The following is a 15,963-nucleotide window of genomic DNA, read 5'->3' on the forward strand; positions in this document are numbered from 1 at the left end:
CACGCTACACGGACGGCCTCAGGGCGGCAGCGAGATCCGCGGCGGTGACAACAGGCAGGTCGCACACCCGTCCGCGGCACACGTAGGCGGCGTCGGCGTCGCGCACCCGTGGCCGATCGCGCAGCAGTTCCGACGAGTCCTGACCCCCGCCGACGACGATCGCTCCCCCGGGCGCCAGGGCGCGGGCGGCGGCCAGCAGCTCCGAGGTCGCCGGGTCGTCACAGGAGACGGCGATCTGGATCGGCCCGCGCACCGCCGCTTCGGCCACCGCCAGCCAGTGCCCGGCCGAGCGCGGCACCCGCACCAGCAGCGGCGCGGCGGCCGACAGCGTCGCCGTGGCGGCGGCGGCGTAGCGCTGCGCGCGCTCGGCGGGGGCCAGATGCGCGGCCAGCTGCAGTGCTTCGGCGATCGACGACGCACCCGAGGGCGTGGCGCCGTCGAGCGGATCGGCGGGCCGCAGCAGCAACTGCTCGGCGTCGTCGGCGACGTCGTACCAGCGCCCGGGATGTTCCGGGTCGGCGAAATGGTCGAGCGCGACGTCGAGCAGGTCACCCGCCGCGGCCAGCCAACTGTCCTCTCCGGTCAGCTGATGAAGCGTGAGCAACCCGGTGGCCAGCGCCGCGTGGTCGTCGAGGATCGCAGCGCTCTCGCCCACCACTCCGCCGAGGCTGGCCCGCCGCAGCCGGCCGTCCCGCACGTGCAGGGCCAGCAGCGCCTCCGCGCAACCCGTTGCCGCGTCGACCAATTCGGTATCCCCGAGGGCGACGCCGGCTTCGCACAGCGCGGTGATCGCGAGCCCGTTCCAGGCGGTGACGATCTTGTCGTCGCGGCCCGGTTGTGGACGCGTCGAGCGTGCGGCGCGCAGGACCGTGCGGACCCTCTGGTACCGGGCGGCGTCGTCCGGGTCCGCCCGCAGCTGCAGCACCGACGCGTCGCCCTCGAACGTACCGGCGTCGCTCACGTCGAAAAGCTCCCCGGCCCAACGCCCGTCGGCCTCGCCGAGTGACTCGCGCAACTGGGCCGGGCTCCACACGTACGTCAGGCCCTCCTGGCCCGCCGCGTCAGCATCCAGTGACGAGACGAACATGCCGTCGCGGCGCAGCTCATCGAGCAGGAACCGGGCCGTTTCGTGACTGACCCTGCGCGCCAACGCATTCGGTGACAACCGCGACCAGTGCGCGTAGACCCGCAGCAGCTGGGCGTTGTCGTACAGCATCTTCTCGAAATGCGGGACCACCCATGCGGCGTCCACGCTGTAGCGGGCGAAGCCGCCGGCGAGCTGGTCGTAGAGACCGCCGCGCGCCATCGCCTCGCAGGCGCGGGCCGCCGTCGCCAGCGGGGCCGCCGCACCGGTCCGTTCGTGGTGCCGCACCAACGCTTCCAGCAGCGCCGACGGCGGGAACTTGGGCGCGGTCCCGAAGCCGCCGTGCACGGCGTCCTCGTCGGCCAGCACCGCTTCGACCGCCGCGTCGCACAGCCCGGCGGTCACCTCCGGCCCGCCGCCCGGCAGGCCGGTGGTCATCGCGCGCAGCTCCCCGGCGATGTGGTCCGACGTCTGCTCGACCTCGGCGCGCCGGGTCCGCCACGTCTCCTCGACGGCCGAAAGCAGTTGCAGGAAGGTTGCTTTCGGGTAGTAGGTGCCGCAGAAGAAGGGCCTGCCGTCCGGGGTAAGGAAACACGTCATCGGCCAGCCGCCCTGCCCGGTCAGCGCGACCGTCGCGTTCATGTAGACGGCGTCGAGGTCGGGACGTTCCTCCCGGTCGACCTTGACGGGAACGAAATGCGCGTTGGCCAGCGCGGCCACCTCCGGGTCGGCGAACGACTCGTGGGCCATCACGTGGCACCAGTGGCAGGCGGCGTAGCCGATGGACAGCAGGATCGGGACGTCGCGCTCGGCGGCCTCGGCGAGCGCGCCGGGCGTCCACTGCTGCCAGTGCACCGGATTGTCGGCGTGCTGGCGCAGATACGGGCTGGTCGACGACCCGAGGGTGTTACGTCCCGGAGCCGGGCTCACGGGCCGCCCCCGGGTCGGCCGGGTTGTCGGTGGCGAGATCGGGGTCGGCGTCCTGCTCGTCGAACGACTTCGGCAGCTTCCGCAGGTGCCGGTTCATCGACCACACCAGCAGGAAGACGCCGATCAGCAGCAGCACGATCACGATGAGCCCGAACGGGCTGGCCTTGCCGAAATCGGGTCCGGTCTGCTGGGGCCCGTCCTGGGCCAGCACCTGGGTCGCGAGCAGTGTCAGCATCGGCTCATTCTCGTCCCTCGATCCCGGTGAACAGATCGGTCTCGGGCAGCCGCACCGGGACGCGGGACCGGGCGAGTTCGTACTCCTCGGTCGGCCACAGCCGTTGCTGCCACTCCATCGGCGTGGTGAAGAAGAAACTCTTCGGGTCGATCTGCGTGGCGTGCGCCAGCAGAGCCTCGTCGCGCTGGGTGAAGTACTTGGAGCACTCGATGCGGGTGGTGACGCGTTTGGCGAGCAGATCCTCCTCGGGATCCCAGTTCTCCAGCCACTTCGCGAACGGGCCTTCCTGGCCGTGCTTGGTGAACTCGTCCTGCAGCACCTGCATGCGCTGCCGCAGGAACCCGTGGTTGTAGTACAGCTTGTGGGTGCTCCACGGCTCGCCGGCATCCGGGTACAGCAGGTGATCGGCGGCGGCCTCATAGGCCGCGACCGACACCTGGTGGCAGCGGATGTGGTCGGGGTGCGGGTAGCCGCCGTTCTCGTCGTAGGTGGTCATCACGTGCGGCTTGAAGTCCCGGATGACCCGGACCAACGCCTCGGTGGGCACCTCGAGCGGTTCGAGCGCGAAACAGCCCTCCGGCAGCGGCGGCAGGGGGTCACCCTCGGGCAGTCCGGAGTCGACGAAGCCCAGCCAGTGGTGCTCGACGCCGAGGATCGCCGCCGCCTTGGCCATCTCCTCGCGACGGATCTCGGCCATCCGGCCGTGCACCTCCGGCAGATCCATCGCGGGGTTGAGGATGTCGCCGCGCTCCCCGCCCGTCAGCGTCACGACCAGCACCCGCACGCCCTCGTCGACGTACCGCGCCATCGTCGCGGCGCCCTTGCTGGACTCGTCGTCGGGGTGCGCGTGTACGGCCATCAACCGCAGTTCGCTCAACCTGGTTCCTCTTAGTTGCTCACCTGCATGGACACTCACGATCAGGTTCAACAGAACCCACGGGTTCTATAGTTCCAGTCCTAGTACACCTATCCGAACGACGGGCATGCAAAACGAGATGATCGATCGTCCCCTGGATCGACCTCCAGAGCGCTACGGCTCCCAGGGACCCAGCCGACGCAAGCGCCGCCTGATCGTCATCGCCGCGACGGTCCTCGTGGTGGCCCTGGGCGTGGCGATCGCCGCCGTCGCATTCACCCGCCTGGGCTCCGCGGACGTCAAGGGCGAACTGGGCGGCTACCGGGTCGTCGACCCCGGCACGGTCGAGGTGACCGTCAGCGTCACCCGCGACGACCCGTCGGCGCCCGTCGTGTGCATCGTGCGGGCCCGGTCCTACGACGGCGACGAGGTCGGCCGCCGGGAACTGCTGGTGGCCCCGTCCCCGGCCAAGACGGTGCAGGTCAAGACGGTCGTCAAGACGAGCGCGCCTGCGGTCGTCGGCGACGTCTACGGCTGCGGCAGCGACGTGCCGGAGTACCTGGTCGGACCGTCCTGAACGGTCCCGCAACCAACTGCGGACTGCGAAAACGTGAAAACCGGGTATCCCCCCGGTGCTATCATGGACCGATACACGGTTCCTGCTGGGGCCGTGTATTGCTGCATTTGAGAGCCGATCGACCGGCGACGGATGCGGCGATACACATGCGACAGCCCCGGCGCCGTGAACCGGAGAACTTTTCACGCACACAGCGCTGAAAGCGACGACGACAGGAGCGCGCCGACATGACCGATACCCAGGTCACCTGGCTGACCGAAGAGGCCTTCGACCGGTTGAAGGCCGAACTGGACCAGTTGATCGCGAATCGTCCCGTCATCGCCGCCGAGATCAACGACCGGCGCGAAGAGGGCGACCTCCGCGAGAACGGCGGCTACCACGCCGCCCGCGAGGAGCAGGGCCAGCAGGAGGCCCGCATCCGTCAGCTGCAGGAACTGCTCAACAACGCCAAGGTCGGCGAGGCCCCCAAGCAGTCCGGCGTCGCCCTGCCGGGCTCGGTGGTCAAGGTCTACTACGACGACGACGAGGGCGACACCGAGACGTTCCTGATCGCCACCCGGCAGGAGGGCGTCAGCGACGGCAAGCTCGAGGTCTACTCGCCGAACTCCCCGCTGGGCGGCGCGCTGATCGACGCCAAGGTCGGCGAGACCCGCACCTACACGGTGCCCAACGGCAATACGGTCAAGGTGACGCTGGTCTCCGCGGAGCCGTATCACGGCTGACCGCCGTGGCGCAGATCGCCGAGGACCTGTTGTTGCTTCTGCTGGACAACGGGTCCGCACAGCCCGGGCTGGACAATCCGCGGCGTGGCCACGTGCTGGCCGCCGCGACCCTGCTCGACATCGCGTACTCCTGCCGGGTGCGCCCGTCGGTCGACGGTGAACCCGTCCCGCCGGGCCGCCTGGTGGCGCTCGACGCCGCGGGGCCGTCCGATCCGGTCATCGCACCGGCGCTCGACTACCTGCGTGCCACTCCGCGCCGGCCGGCCGACGCGATCAAGGCCCTGGCCCGACATACCGAGGGCCGCCTCCTCGAACACCTCGAGCGGATGGGTCATATCCGTCGAGTCAGCCTGCCGGGCAGAGGTTTTCGTCGGCGCGAGGCCTACCCGCTGACCGACCGACGCCGGGTCGGGCCGGCCCGTGACGCGGTGCTGGCGGCGCTGTTCGACCGCAGGCCGCCCGCTGCACCGGCAGCGGCGATCATCACGGTGCTGCACGCCGCCGACGGGCTCGGCGCGCTGCTCAGCCTCAATGACCGGGGCTGGCGCTGGGTGCACGCCCGCGCCGGGGAGATCGCCAGCGGCAGCTGGGTCGACGAGTCACCCACCGGCATGGCCGAGGTGAACCTGGCCGTCACCGCATCCGCGGTCCGCCAGGCGCTCGCGCAGCTGTCTTAGGACAGGGCCTGCTCGACGTCGCCGAGCAGATCGGCGACGTCCTCGATCCCGACCGACAGACGCACCAGATCGTCCGGCACCTCCAGCTGGGATCCGGCGGTCGAGGCGTGCGTCATCGCGCCGGGGTACTCGATCAGGGACTCCACCCCGCCGAGCGATTCGGCGAGGATGAAGATCTCGGTGCGGGCGCAGAAATCGCGCGCGGCCTGCGGGCCGCCCTTCAACCGGACCGAGACCATCCCGCCGAAGCCACTCATCTGCTTGGCGGCGACGTCGTGGTGGGGGTGGCCCGGCAGGCCCGGGTAGAGCACGGTCGCGACGGCGGGATGCCCGTCGAGGAACTCCGCGACGGCCGCGGCGTTCTCGCTGTGCCGCTGCATCCGCAACGGCAGGGTCTTCAGGCCGCGGATGGTCAGGTACGCGTCGAACGGACCCGGCACGGCGCCGGCGCCGTTCTGCAGGAAGGCGAACGCCTCGTCGAGCGCCTCGTCATTGGTGAGCAGCGCGCCGCCCACGACGTCGGAGTGCCCGCCGATGTACTTGGTGGTCGAGTGCAGCACGATGTCGGCGCCCAGCGTCAGCGGCTGCTGCAGCGCCGGCGAGGCGAAGGTGTTGTCGACCAGCACCTTGGCCTTCTTCTCCGCGGCGAGCGCCGCGATCGCGGAGATGTCCGCGATCGACAGCAGCGGATTGGTGGGCGTCTCCACCCAGATCAGCTTCGTGCGGTCGGTGATCGCCGCCCGCACCAGGTCCAGGTCGCCCAGCGCGACCGCGGTGTAACTGATGCCCCACAGCGAGAACACCTTGTCGATCAACCGGAACGTGCCGCCGTACGCGTCGTCGGGGATGACGATGTGATCACCGGGCCGCAGCACCGCCCGCAGCACGCAGTCCGTGGCGGCCATGCCCGAGCTGAACGCCCGCCCGTAGGACGCCGACTCCATGGCGGCCAGCGCGGCCTCGAGCGCCGAGCGGGTCGGATTGCCGGTGCGCGCGTACTCGAAGCCGCCGCGCAGCCCACCGACGCCGTCCTGGGCGAACGTGGAGCTGGCGTAGATCGGGGGGTTGACCACTCCGGTCGCCGGGTCGGGCCGGTATCCGGCGTGAATGGCCTTGGTGGCGGGGCCGAGGGCGCGGAAATGGTCGGCTGCGCTGCGCTGCTCGCTCATGGTGGCCCAGGGTAGCGGTGTAGAACTTATCCATGTCCACCGAAGGCGTCACCTCGATCGAAAGCCTGTTGGACCTCGACTCGCTGCTGAGTGCCGAGGACATCGACCTGCGCACGATGGTGCGCCAGTTCGGTGAGCAACGGCTGCGCCCGCACATCGCCGAATGGTTCGAGACCGGACAGGTGCCGGTGCGCGACCTCGCCGTCGAGATCGGCAAGCTGGGTCTGCTCGGCATGCACCTGACCGGATACGGCTGCAGCGGGTCGAGCGCGACGGCCTACGGCCTGGTCTGTCAGGAGCTCGAGGCCGTGGACAGCGGGCTGCGCAGCCTCGTCTCGGTGCAGGGTTCGCTGGCGATGTTCGCCATCCACCACTGGGGCAGCGAGGAGCAGCGCGAGCAGTGGCTGCCCGGGATGGCCGCCGGTGAACTGATCGGCTGCTTCGGGCTGACCGAACCCGACTTCGGCTCCAACCCGGGCGGGATGCGCACCACCGCGCGGCGCGACGGGTCGGACTGGATCCTCAACGGGTCGAAGATGTGGATCACCAACGCCTCGGTGGCCGACGTCGCGATCGTGTGGGCTCGCGCCGACGACGGCGTGCTCGGCTTCGCGGTGCCGACGTCGACCCCGGGTTTCAGCGCCCGCGAGATGACCCACAAGATGTCGCTGCGGGCGTCGGTCACCTCCGAGTTCAGCCTCGACGACGTGCGGGTGCCCGAGGACGCGAGACTGCCGGGCGCCCGGGGACTCTCGGGTCCGTTGAGCTGCCTGTCCGAGGCGCGTTTCGGCATCGTGTTCGGCGCGGTGGGGGCGGCCCGGGACTGCCTCGAGTCGGCCCTCGACTACGTCGGCAGCCGGCAGGTCTTCGACAAGACGCTGGCCGGCTATCAGTTGACGCAGGCCAAGATCGCCGACATGGCCGTGGAATTGGGCAAGGCGCAGCTGCTGGCGCTGCACCTGGGCCGCCTCAAGGACGAGGGCCGCATCCGGCCCGAACAGGTCAGCGTCGGCAAGCTGAACAACGTCCGGGAAGCCATCAAGATCGCGCGGCAGTGCCGAACCTTGTTGGGCGCCAACGGAATCACGCTGGAATACCCGGTGATCCGGCACGCCAACAACCTGGAGTCGGTGCTCACCTACGAGGGCACCTCGGAGGTGCACCAACTGGTCATCGGTCAGGCGTTGACCGGCGTCAGCGCGTTTCGCTGACGCCGGCCCCGACCCGCTCTAGTAGTGGTGGGTGGGCGGCTGCGAGTGCTGACCCTGCGGGGCCAGCGGCACACAGACCGTCGTCATGATCTTGTCGGCGAGCGTCTGCCGCTTGGCGTCCCACAGCGGGAACAGGTAGCCGATGTAGCAGATGATCGCGTCGACGAGGTGGGCGAGCTGGCGCACGATCGACAACCCGAAACCGATGGGCTGCCAGGTCTTCTCGCTGACCACCTTGAACTTCATCACCGACTTGCCGATGCTCGAGCCCGTGGTGCCCTGGCGGTAGCCGTAGTTCCACACGACGTAGGCCAGCGAGAGCGCCGAGGCCAGGAAGGTGGCCAGCGACCCCACCACGGAGTAGCTCGAGGTGCAGGAGTAGCCGCCGTTGAGGCTCTCGCAGTTGTTGTCACCGGTCAGGATCGCGATGGCCTGCCCGATGCCGGCCAGGATGAACACCGGGATGTTGTCGATGAACCATGCGGCCACCCGCGAGATCCACGGTGTGTAGCTCTCTTTCGGCAGCACCTGCGCGGGGGCCGACGCCGGGTAGCCGCCCTGCTGCGGCGGCGGGAAGCCGCCCGGCGGGTAATTGCCTTGCGGGGGCGGCGGATAGCCGCCCGGAGGCGGCGGCGGGGTGTAGCCGCCCTGCGGGGTCGGCTGGCCGCCCGGCGGCGGGTATCCCCCCGGCGGGGGGTATCCACCCGGTGGCGGGTAACCGCCTGGAGTGTCTGTCATCGAATTTCCCTCCTCAATCAGATCGGCAACGCAACGTGGTTCAGGACTTTGTCGACCAGCGTCTGACGCTTCTCGTCCCACAGCGGGAACAGCACGGCGATCAACCAGATGATGCCGACGCAGAGCCCCGCGATGACCCAGTAGATGATCTCGCGAACGAAGGACATACCGAAACCGACGGGCTGCCCGGTCTTTTCGCTCACGATCTTGAACTTCATGACGCCCTTGCCGATGCTCGACCCCGTCGTCCCCTGCCGGTAGCCCAGGTTCCAGACCCAGTAGGCCAGAGCGAGGATCGCGGTGACGGCGATCGCGATCTGACCCGTGGTCGAGGCGCCGCTGGCGCAGAACTCGCCGAGGTCGTACTCGGAATTGTCGGTGACGCAGGCGGTCTCCTGCGTGCCGAGCAGAACGCCCACCCCGATTCCCTCGAGGATCAGCAACGGGATGAAGTCGATCAGCCAGGCCAGCACCCGGCTGAGCCAAGGCGTGTACGCCGACTTCGGTAGTCCCGCCGCGGGGCCCGCCGGTGCCGCGGGGTAACCCATCATCCCCTGCGGCGGAAAGCCTCCGGCTGACGGCGGTGGCGGCGGATATCCGCCCGGTGGTGGTGGCGGCGGGTGGTTCGCAGGGGGTGGTTGATCGGTCATGGTGCCTTCCAGTCAGTTGCTTAGCTGGGACAAGCGAGAACACCATACCTGAGAAAAGCCTGCGAGCAGGGGTTTTATCGGCTGCTCCGTGTGGGGCGCAGCGCGTGTCGAAGTGTTTGCCAGCCGTTAAAGACGGCGTCGATCAGCGGCGCGAGCTGGTGTCCGACAGGTAGCCCAGCAGATCGTGGCGGGTGAGCACGCCGACCGGCTTGCCCTCCTCGACCACCATCACGGCGTCGCACTCCCGCAGCGTCTTGGCCGCGGTGCTGACCAGCTCGCCGGCGCCGATCAGCGGGAGCGCGGGGCTCATGTGCTGGGAGACCGCGTCGGCGAGCTTCGCACGTCCCTCGAACACGGCGGAGAGCAACTCGCGTTCGGAGACGCTGCCGGCGACCTCCCCCGCCATCACCGGCGGTTCGGCCCCGACGACCGGCATCTGTGACACCCCGTACTCACGCAGGATGCCGATCGCGTCGCGCACGGTCTCCGACGGATGCGTGTGCACCAGGTCGGGCAGTGCGCCCGACTTGCCGCGCAGCACGTCTCCGACCGTGGACTCGGCGACCGACCCGTCGAGCCGGCTGCGCAGGAAACCGTACGACGACATCCAGCCGTCGTTGAAGATCTTCGACAGGTATCCGCGTCCACCGTCGGGCAGCAGCACGACGACGAGCGCGTCGGGGCCCTCCCGTTCGGCGACCTGGATCGCCGCGTGGGCGGCCATCCCGCACGATCCGCCGACCAGCAGCGCCTCTTCGCGGGCCAGCCGCCGCGTCATGTCGAACGAGTCGGCGTCGGAGACCGCGATGATCTCGTCGGGCACCGACGGGTCGTAGGCCGACGGCCAGAAGTCCTCGCCGACGCCCTCCACGAGGTAGGGGCGCCCGGTGCCGCCGGAGTACACGGACCCTTCCGGGTCGACGCCGATGACCTTGACCCGGCCGCCGGAGACCTCCTTGAGGTAGCGGCCGGCGCCGGTGATCGTCCCGCCGGTGCCGACGCCCGCGACGAAGTGGGTGATCTTGCCGTCGGTGTCGGCCCAGATCTCCGGGCCGGTCGACTCGTAATGGCTCTCCGGGCCCATCGGGTTCGAGTACTGGTCGGGCTTCCAGGCGCCCTCGATCTCATTGACCAGCCGGTTGGACACGCTGTAATAGCTGTCCGGGTCATCGGGCGCGACGGCGGTGGGGCACACCACGACGTCGGCGCCGTAGGCGCGCAGCACGTTCTGCTTGTCCTCGCTGACCTTGTCCGGGCACACGAAGATGCACCGGTAGCCGCGCTGCTGGGCCACCAGCGCCAGCCCCACACCGGTGTTGCCCGAAGTCGGTTCGACGATGGTGCCGCCGGGCTTGAGCTCGCCGCTGGCCTCGGCGGCGTCGATCATCTTGATCGCGATGCGGTCCTTGGAGCTGCCGCCGGGGTTGAGGTATTCGACTTTGGCGGCCACCGTGCCCGCCCCCTCGGGGACGACGGAGTTCAGCTGCACCAGAGGGGTGTTGCCGATGAGCTCACTGACGTGCCGGGCGATCCGCATGCGTCCATCGTCTCAGGCCCGGTGAACGACTACCAGGTGGCCTCTCGGATGTACTCGCCGATCTGCTTGATCGAACGGTTGGCCTCCGGCACTGCGGGCGCACCGAGCTGGAAGACGTGCATCTGACCGGGCCAGATGCGGACCTCCACCGGGACGCCCGACGCGGCGAGCAGCCGGGCGGCTTTACGCGCATCGCTGAGCAGAACCTCCGAGCCGGACACGTGGATGAGCGTGCGCGGCAGCCCGGGCTCGATGTGGTCGAGCGGCTCGAAGACCTCTTCGGGCTTGCCGTCGACCACCCGCTTGGCCGCGGCCTGCTCGATCAGCTCGACCAGCGCGTGGAAAGCCTTGGGCGGGAACATCGCATCGCTGCGGATGTTCGGATGGTCGGCCCGCGCCTCGTTGTCGATCTCGAACAGCGGGGACATCGTGACGATCGCCGCGGGTGTCTCGGCGCCGTAGCCCTCGACACCTTCGAACTGCAGGCGCTCGGCGAGGGACAGCGCCAGGTAGCCGCCGGCCGAATCACCGGCGAGCACGATCTGGTCCGGCTCGTAACCGGTCTCGCGCAGCCACCGGTAGGCGTCGAAGCAGTCGTCGAGGGCGGTGCCCACGGAGTGCTTGGGGATCATCCGGTAGTTCACGACGAGCACCGGCGCATCGGCGTAGCGGGACAGCGCGGTCACCAGCCGGCCGTGGGTGTTCACCCCGCACGTCAGGAATGCGCCGCCGTGCATGTAGAGAATCACGCTGCGCTTGCCGTCGGCCGGCAGCACACCGGAGGCGCGGACCAGCTGCGCGGTGCAGTGCGGCAGGCCGATGGTCGCGCGCACGGTGCCGGGCACCGGGCGGATGACCCGCGCCGCGAAGTCGACCAGACCCCACGGCCAAGGCAACTTGGGGGCGTAGCTGCCCACGGAGAGGAACGGCTTGATCGTCGCCATCGCCGCCAGGCCCATCAGCCGGCCGGCGATGCTCGGGCCGTCCTCGACCACCTCGACGGGCGCACCGTCACTGACCGGGAAGCGGCGCGGTTTGTGCCCTCGACCTGGTCTGACACCGAGGTGTGCAGAACTCGGGATCTTACTCGGTGCCGTCATCGCCACCACTTCCTACGCCGTTGTAGTCCCAGGACAAGCCAAGATACTCAGACCAGCTCGTTACTTAGCTTGGCATCTGTAACCATTATCACAATCGGTTAAACGTCATTGATACCGGAGTTGATACCGCACCGTGACCGCGGATTGCCCGTGCAACGCGCGAACCGGCCGAAATCGCACCTAAACTGACGACGTGGGCATCAGCCACCGTGCTCCTCACGTCCGCACGCCGCGTCGGTCGACGGTAGCCCTGGCGGCCGTGGCAACGCTGGCGTCGACGGGCTCGTTCTATGTCGGCGCCCGCAACCTGCTGACCGGGCAGGCCGATCAGGCCCGGCGCGTCATCCCCAAGTCGTGGGACATCCCGCCGCGCGCCGACGGCGTCTACACCGGTGACGACGGCCCTCCGCAGCGCTGGCATCGCGGGGTGCCGTTCGACCTGCACCTGATGATCTTCGGCGACTCCACGGCCACCGGCTACGGCTGCGCCACCGCCGACGAGGTGCCCGGCGTGCTGCTGGCGCGGGGCCTGGCCGAGGAGTCGGGGAAACGCATCCGGTTGAGCACGAAGGCCATCGTCGGCGCGACGTCCAAGGGCCTGTCCGGTCAGATCGACGCGATGTTCGTCGCCGGTCCCCCGCCGGACGCTGCGGTGATCATGATCGGCGCCAACGACATCACCGCCCCCAACGGCATCGGCCCGTCGGCCCGCCGGCTGGGCCGTGCCGTGCGGCGGTTGCGCGGTAGCGGCGCGGTCGTCGTCGTCGGCACCTGCCCGGACTTCGGGGTGATCAAGGCGATCCCGCAGCCGCTGCGCTGGGTGGCCCGCAGCCGCGGACTGCGGCTGGCGCGGGTGCAGGCGGGCGCCGTCCGCGCGGCCGGCGGCGTCCCGGTGCCGTTCTCCGACCTGCTCGCCCCGCACTTTCAGCAGGCTCCGGAGGAGATGTTCTCCTCCGACATGTTCCACCCGTCGGCGGCGGGTTACGCGCTCGCGGCCAAGCAGCTGCTGCCCGCGCTGCGCGAGGCCCTCGGCGAGTCGGCAGCCGGTGATCCGGCGCTGGAGTCGCGTTCGGCCGAGGGCGCGTCGCTGCTGTCGCGGGTCTCCAACCTCAGCCGGTTGTGGCGCCGCTCGACCGGGGTGCCCGCGCCGATCGTGGTGGCTGCGAGCTAGGTTCACAGCAGAGAACTCGCTGTCTACCGAGGAGTCGTCATGCCCGAAGCCGTCATCGTCGCCACCGCCCGCTCCCCGATCGGCCGGGCCAACAAGGGATCGCTGGTGTCCATGCGGCCCGACGACCTGGCCGCCCAGATGGTCAAGGCCGTGCTGGACAAGGTGCCCGCCCTGGACCCGCGCGACATCGACGACCTGATCATGGGCTGCGGCCAGCCCGGCGGTGAGGCCGGCTTCAACATCGGTCGCACCGTGGCGGTGCAGCTGGGCTACGACTTCCTGCCCGGCACGACGGTGAACCGGTACTGCTCGTCGTCGCTGCAGACCACGCGGATGGCGTTCCATGCGATCAAGGCCGGCGAGGGGGACGCGTTCATCTCCGCCGGCGTCGAGACCGTGTCGCGCTTCCTCAAGGGCACCTCCGACGGATGGCCGGATTCGAAGAACCCGATCTACAACGACGCCATGGCCCGCACCGAGCAGGCCGCCGCGGGTGCGAGCGAATGGCACGACCCGCGCGAGGACGGCAACCTGCCGGACGTCTACATCGCGATGGGCCAGACCGCCGAGAACGTCGCCGCCTTCACCGGCATCAGCCGCGAGGACCAGGACCACTGGGGTGTGCGGTCGCAGAACCGTGCCGAGGAGGCCATCAAGAGCGGCTTCTTCGAGCGCGAGATCGTGCCGGTCACGCTGCCCGACGGCACCGTCGTCACCACCGATGACGGCCCGCGCGCCGGCACCACCTACGAGAAGATCAGCCAGCTCAAGCCGGTGTTCCGGCCCAACGGCACGATCACCGCGGGCAACGCGTGCCCGCTCAACGACGGCGCGGCCGCCGTGGTGATCATGAGCGACACGAAGGCCAAGGACCTGGGGCTGACGCCGCTGGCCCGCATCGTGTCGACCGGGGTGTCGGGGCTGTCGCCGGAGATCATGGGCCTGGGCCCGATCGAGGCGGTCAAGAAGGCGCTGGCCAACGCGAAGATGTCGATCGGCGACATCGACCTCTACGAGATCAACGAGGCGTTCGCCGTGCAGGTGCTCGGCTCGGCGCGTGAACTCGGGATGGACCTCGAGAAGCTCAACGTCTCGGGTGGGGCGATCGCGCTGGGGCACCCGTTCGGGATGACGGGCGCCCGCATCACCGCCACGCTGCTGAACAACCTCGCCACGCACGACAAGACGTTCGGCATCGAGACGATGTGCGTGGGCGGCGGCCAGGGCATGGCGATGGTCGTGGAGCGCCTCTCCTAGTTTTGGCGCCGAGACTGCGGGGAGATCGCCAGATCACGAGATTTCTCGATTTCCCCGCAGTCTCGATGCCCAGGCGCGCTCGATCCGCGCTCGAATGTCGGACGGTCGGTCCGCCTTGATGACACGGATGACGAGCCATCCGAGCTCTCGAAGGTCCTCGGAACGACGGATGTCCCTGGCGTATTGCGCGTCGTCGGTGCGGTGGTGTTCACCGTCGTACTCGACGGCGATCGTGACCTCAGGCCACCCCATGTCCAGGTAGTACTTCCGTCGGCTGTCCAGACTCTGGACGGGGATCTGCGTCTGTGGTTTCGGATGACCCGCTCGCACAACCAGCAGGCGCAGCCATGTCTCCTTCGGTGAAGCCGCACCAGGGTCGTAAAGGTCCAGAACGGTCTCGAGTTGTCTCAGTCCACGAGCCCCGCGGTGCCGCCGCGCGCAGGCCATTACGTCGTCGGCACGCAGTCCCGTCGCATTACCCAGGGCGTCGAGTCGCGCGACCGCGTCGTCGAGACGGCCTCGCCGGGCGAGGTCATATGCAGTCCGGACGACGGTGGTGACCCGTAGGCCGTCAAGGTTCGTGTATTCCTCTGGTCGCAGGCGGACGTCGGAGGTGAGGAGGCCGGGCGGCTGACGCGCGTTCGACCAGACGAGTTCGACGGGGAGTGTGGGATCGACCCATCGCGCGCCGTGAAGAGCCGACGCCGTCAGCCCGGCGATGACGCCTTCGCGATGGGACCAGAGCCACGCCGCCTTCGCGCGATGCTCGAGAGTCAGCGATACCTCGGCGGGTGCATAGACATCCGGGTAGATCGCTTGATAGATCGACCGTAGCTCGTGCTTTCTGACGAGACCTTCTGCGATCGCTTCACTGCCGACGAAGGGCCAATTGCGGGGTGTCACCCAGCCAACGTCGCACGCCGGAACGCCGATAGAGCCGACGAGACTGCGGGCAGATTGCGATCTGGGGATGAAACGCGATCTGTGAGCAGTCTCGAGCCCACCAGCGCATGAAAAAGGGGCGCCCACCGCAGTGAGCGCCCCTGTCTCGAGCCGAGACTAGTCGCTGTTGAAGTAGCTCAGCAGGCGCAGGATCTCGATGTAGAGCCAGACCAGGGTCACGGTCAGGCCGAGCGCGATGCCCCAGGCCGCCTTCTCCGGCGCGCCGGCGCGGATCATCTGATCTGCGGCATCGAAATCGAGCAGGAACGAGAACGCCGCGATGCCGATGCACACCAGCGAGAAGATGATCGCGATCGGGCCGCCGCTGCGCAGGCCGAGGCCGTCGCCGCCGCCGACGCCGAACAGCGCGAGCACGAGATTGCCGAGCATCAGCACCAGAACGCCGATCATGGCCGCGACCATGAAGCGGGTGAACTTCGGCGTGACGCGGATGGCGCCGGTTTTGTAGACCACGAGCATGCCCGCGAAGACGCCGATGGTGCCGAGCACCGCCTGGCTGATCAGCGCACCCGCGCTGACCCCGGACACCATCAGGTTCGCGACGACGAACGAGAACGCGCCGAGGAACAGGCCCTCCAGCGCGGCGTAGGTCAGTACGACACCCGGGTTGTCCTGCTTGCGGCCGAACGTCGCGATCAGCACGACCGCGAGGCCGCCGAAGGCGCCCACCAACGTGAACGGCATCGCCAGCGCCACGTTCTGGGCGACCAGGAAGTAGGAGACGACGGCGACCGCGGACAGCACGGCCAGCGTGATGCCGGTCTTGGTGACGACGTCATCGATCGTCAGCGGACGCGAGACACCGCGCTGCTGCTGATCGGGGTAGGCAGTGTAGGGATCGGCGTGTACCGCTTGCGCACCGTAGCCGGCGGCTCCGGTACCGAATTGCGCGTATCCGCCCTGCTGCCCCTTGGGGAGCGTGCGAAATACCGGGTTGCTGCTCTCGCGCACCGTCGGTTCCTTTCCTGATGTCGTGTGTCGGCCTGTGCCGAACATTGGTTGAACGATCGGCGGGCCGGGACGGTTCCCGGTTCCACAGAACAGTTCCCAGGCTCTTCACAGGAAACCTTACCCGGGCCCACGCGA

General features: G+C 69.0%; 16 protein-coding genes. 6 read left to right on the forward strand and 10 right to left on the reverse strand.

Annotated features, from left to right (window positions below):
* Positions 1-4: 4 nt before the first annotated feature.
* From MCHLDSM_RS31320 to mca, 3 genes are read right to left on the reverse strand one after another with little or no spacing between them, the layout of a single operon-like run.
* Positions 5-2,014, reverse strand: a complete 2,010-nt coding sequence (locus tag MCHLDSM_RS31320) for a thioredoxin domain-containing protein (RefSeq protein WP_048473645.1) — start codon at positions 2,012-2,014, stop codon at positions 5-7.
* Entirely contained in the window at positions 1,992-2,249 is a 258-nt protein-coding gene (locus MCHLDSM_RS31325; protein WP_048473646.1) for a hypothetical protein, read from the reverse strand. Before MCHLDSM_RS31325 ends, MCHLDSM_RS31320 begins: the two co-directional genes overlap by 23 nt.
* Positions 2,250-2,253: 4 nt before the next feature.
* Entirely contained in the window at positions 2,254-3,126 is an 873-nt protein-coding gene (gene mca, locus MCHLDSM_RS31330) for a mycothiol conjugate amidase Mca (RefSeq protein WP_048473647.1), read from the reverse strand.
* 118 nt (positions 3,127-3,244) lie between these two features.
* Here mca and MCHLDSM_RS31335 point away from each other — a divergent pair, with 118 nt between their 5' ends.
* The 3 genes from MCHLDSM_RS31335 (at position 3,245) to MCHLDSM_RS31345 (ending at position 5,081) form a co-directional block, all read left to right on the forward strand.
* Positions 3,245-3,682, forward strand: coding sequence for a DUF4307 domain-containing protein (locus tag MCHLDSM_RS31335; protein WP_174545745.1), 438 nt, complete (start codon positions 3,245-3,247; stop codon positions 3,680-3,682).
* A 227-nt stretch (positions 3,683-3,909) separates the two neighbouring features.
* Positions 3,910-4,404 (forward strand): transcription elongation factor GreA, encoded by a 495-nt coding sequence (greA, locus tag MCHLDSM_RS31340; RefSeq protein WP_043411784.1) that lies wholly within the window; start codon positions 3,910-3,912, stop codon positions 4,402-4,404.
* A 5-nt stretch (positions 4,405-4,409) separates the two neighbouring features.
* Positions 4,410-5,081: a GOLPH3/VPS74 family protein gene (locus tag MCHLDSM_RS31345; RefSeq protein ID WP_048473649.1), complete on the forward strand. Its 672-nt coding sequence runs from the start codon at positions 4,410-4,412 to the stop codon at positions 5,079-5,081.
* Here the strand turns inward: MCHLDSM_RS31345 and MCHLDSM_RS31350 are convergent.
* A complete protein-coding gene (locus MCHLDSM_RS31350) occupies positions 5,078-6,250 on the reverse strand; it encodes a cystathionine gamma-synthase (protein WP_048473650.1) in 1,173 nt (390 codons plus the stop codon). The two genes, MCHLDSM_RS31345 and MCHLDSM_RS31350, sit on opposite strands and share 4 nt — an antisense overlap.
* A gap of 32 nt (positions 6,251-6,282) precedes the next feature.
* Between MCHLDSM_RS31350 and MCHLDSM_RS31355 the strand changes: the two genes are divergently transcribed.
* Positions 6,283-7,461: an acyl-CoA dehydrogenase family protein gene (locus MCHLDSM_RS31355; RefSeq protein ID WP_048419793.1), complete on the forward strand. Its 1,179-nt coding sequence runs from the start codon at positions 6,283-6,285 to the stop codon at positions 7,459-7,461.
* Positions 7,462-7,479: 18 nt separating this feature from the next.
* On the opposite strand, the gene MCHLDSM_RS31360 is transcribed toward MCHLDSM_RS31355, so the two are convergent.
* The 4 genes from MCHLDSM_RS31360 to MCHLDSM_RS31375 all read right to left on the reverse strand — a co-directional run bounded on the left by MCHLDSM_RS31360 (position 7,480) and on the right by MCHLDSM_RS31375 (position 11,486).
* Positions 7,480-8,199, reverse strand: a complete 720-nt coding sequence (locus MCHLDSM_RS31360) for an Rv1078 family RDD domain-containing protein (protein WP_048473651.1) — start codon at positions 8,197-8,199, stop codon at positions 7,480-7,482.
* 17 nt (positions 8,200-8,216) lie between these two features.
* Positions 8,217-8,849, reverse strand: a complete 633-nt coding sequence (locus MCHLDSM_RS31365) for an Rv1078 family RDD domain-containing protein (RefSeq protein WP_053083140.1) — start codon at positions 8,847-8,849, stop codon at positions 8,217-8,219.
* 142 nt (positions 8,850-8,991) lie between these two features.
* Positions 8,992-10,386, reverse strand: coding sequence for a cystathionine beta-synthase (locus MCHLDSM_RS31370; protein ID WP_048473653.1), 1,395 nt, complete (start codon positions 10,384-10,386; stop codon positions 8,992-8,994).
* Between the two features lie 29 nt (positions 10,387-10,415).
* The gene (locus MCHLDSM_RS31375; RefSeq protein WP_048474133.1) at positions 10,416-11,486 is read right to left on the reverse strand and encodes an alpha/beta hydrolase; all 1,071 of its coding nucleotides are present in this window, start codon (positions 11,484-11,486) and stop codon (positions 10,416-10,418) included.
* Between the two features lie 193 nt (positions 11,487-11,679).
* Here MCHLDSM_RS31375 and MCHLDSM_RS31380 point away from each other — a divergent pair, with 193 nt between their 5' ends.
* On the forward strand, positions 11,680-12,657 hold the full coding sequence (locus MCHLDSM_RS31380) for an SGNH/GDSL hydrolase family protein (RefSeq protein WP_082169155.1): 978 nt from the start codon (positions 11,680-11,682) through the stop codon (positions 12,655-12,657).
* A gap of 39 nt (positions 12,658-12,696) precedes the next feature.
* Complete coding sequence (locus tag MCHLDSM_RS31385; protein WP_048473654.1) at positions 12,697-13,914, forward strand: acetyl-CoA C-acetyltransferase; 1,218 nt, start codon at positions 12,697-12,699, stop codon at positions 13,912-13,914.
* Positions 13,915-13,947: 33 nt separating this feature from the next.
* Here MCHLDSM_RS31385 and MCHLDSM_RS31390 read toward each other — a convergent pair whose 3' ends face one another.
* Both MCHLDSM_RS31390 and MCHLDSM_RS31395 read right to left on the reverse strand, forming a co-directional pair.
* Positions 13,948-14,817 (reverse strand): hypothetical protein, encoded by an 870-nt coding sequence (locus MCHLDSM_RS31390; RefSeq protein WP_048473655.1) that lies wholly within the window; start codon positions 14,815-14,817, stop codon positions 13,948-13,950.
* A 156-nt stretch (positions 14,818-14,973) separates the two neighbouring features.
* Positions 14,974-15,828 (reverse strand): Bax inhibitor-1/YccA family protein, encoded by an 855-nt coding sequence (locus MCHLDSM_RS31395; RefSeq protein ID WP_048473656.1) that lies wholly within the window; start codon positions 15,826-15,828, stop codon positions 14,974-14,976.
* Positions 15,829-15,963 lie beyond the last annotated feature (135 nt).

The organism is Mycolicibacterium chlorophenolicum (assembly GCF_001044235.1).
Classification (GTDB): Bacteria; Actinomycetota; Actinomycetes; order Mycobacteriales; family Mycobacteriaceae; genus Mycobacterium; species Mycobacterium chlorophenolicum.

Bases quoted from the DNA above. Each gene is read 5' to 3' on its own strand.
- MCHLDSM_RS31325 (WP_048473646.1), bottom strand. From the start codon at position 2,249: ATGCTGACACTGCTCGCGACCCAGGTGCTGGCCCAGGACGGGCCCCAG.
- MCHLDSM_RS31335 (WP_174545745.1), top strand. From the start codon at position 3,245: ATGATCGATCGTCCCCTGGATCGACCTCCAGAGCGCTACGGCTCCCAG.
- greA (WP_043411784.1), top strand. From the start codon at position 3,910: ATGACCGATACCCAGGTCACCTGGCTGACCGAAGAGGCCTTCGACCGG.
- MCHLDSM_RS31350 (WP_048473650.1), bottom strand. From the start codon at position 6,250: ATGAGCGAGCAGCGCAGCGCAGCCGACCATTTCCGCGCCCTCGGCCCC.
- MCHLDSM_RS31355 (WP_048419793.1), top strand. From the start codon at position 6,283: ATGTCCACCGAAGGCGTCACCTCGATCGAAAGCCTGTTGGACCTCGAC.
- MCHLDSM_RS31360 (WP_048473651.1), bottom strand. From the start codon at position 8,199: ATGACAGACACTCCAGGCGGTTACCCGCCACCGGGTGGATACCCCCCG.
- MCHLDSM_RS31365 (WP_053083140.1), bottom strand. From the start codon at position 8,849: ATGACCGATCAACCACCCCCTGCGAACCACCCGCCGCCACCACCACCG.
- MCHLDSM_RS31370 (WP_048473653.1), bottom strand. From the start codon at position 10,386: ATGCGGATCGCCCGGCACGTCAGTGAGCTCATCGGCAACACCCCTCTG.
- MCHLDSM_RS31375 (WP_048474133.1), bottom strand. From the start codon at position 11,486: ATGACGGCACCGAGTAAGATCCCGAGTTCTGCACACCTCGGTGTCAGA.
- MCHLDSM_RS31385 (WP_048473654.1), top strand. From the start codon at position 12,697: ATGCCCGAAGCCGTCATCGTCGCCACCGCCCGCTCCCCGATCGGCCGG.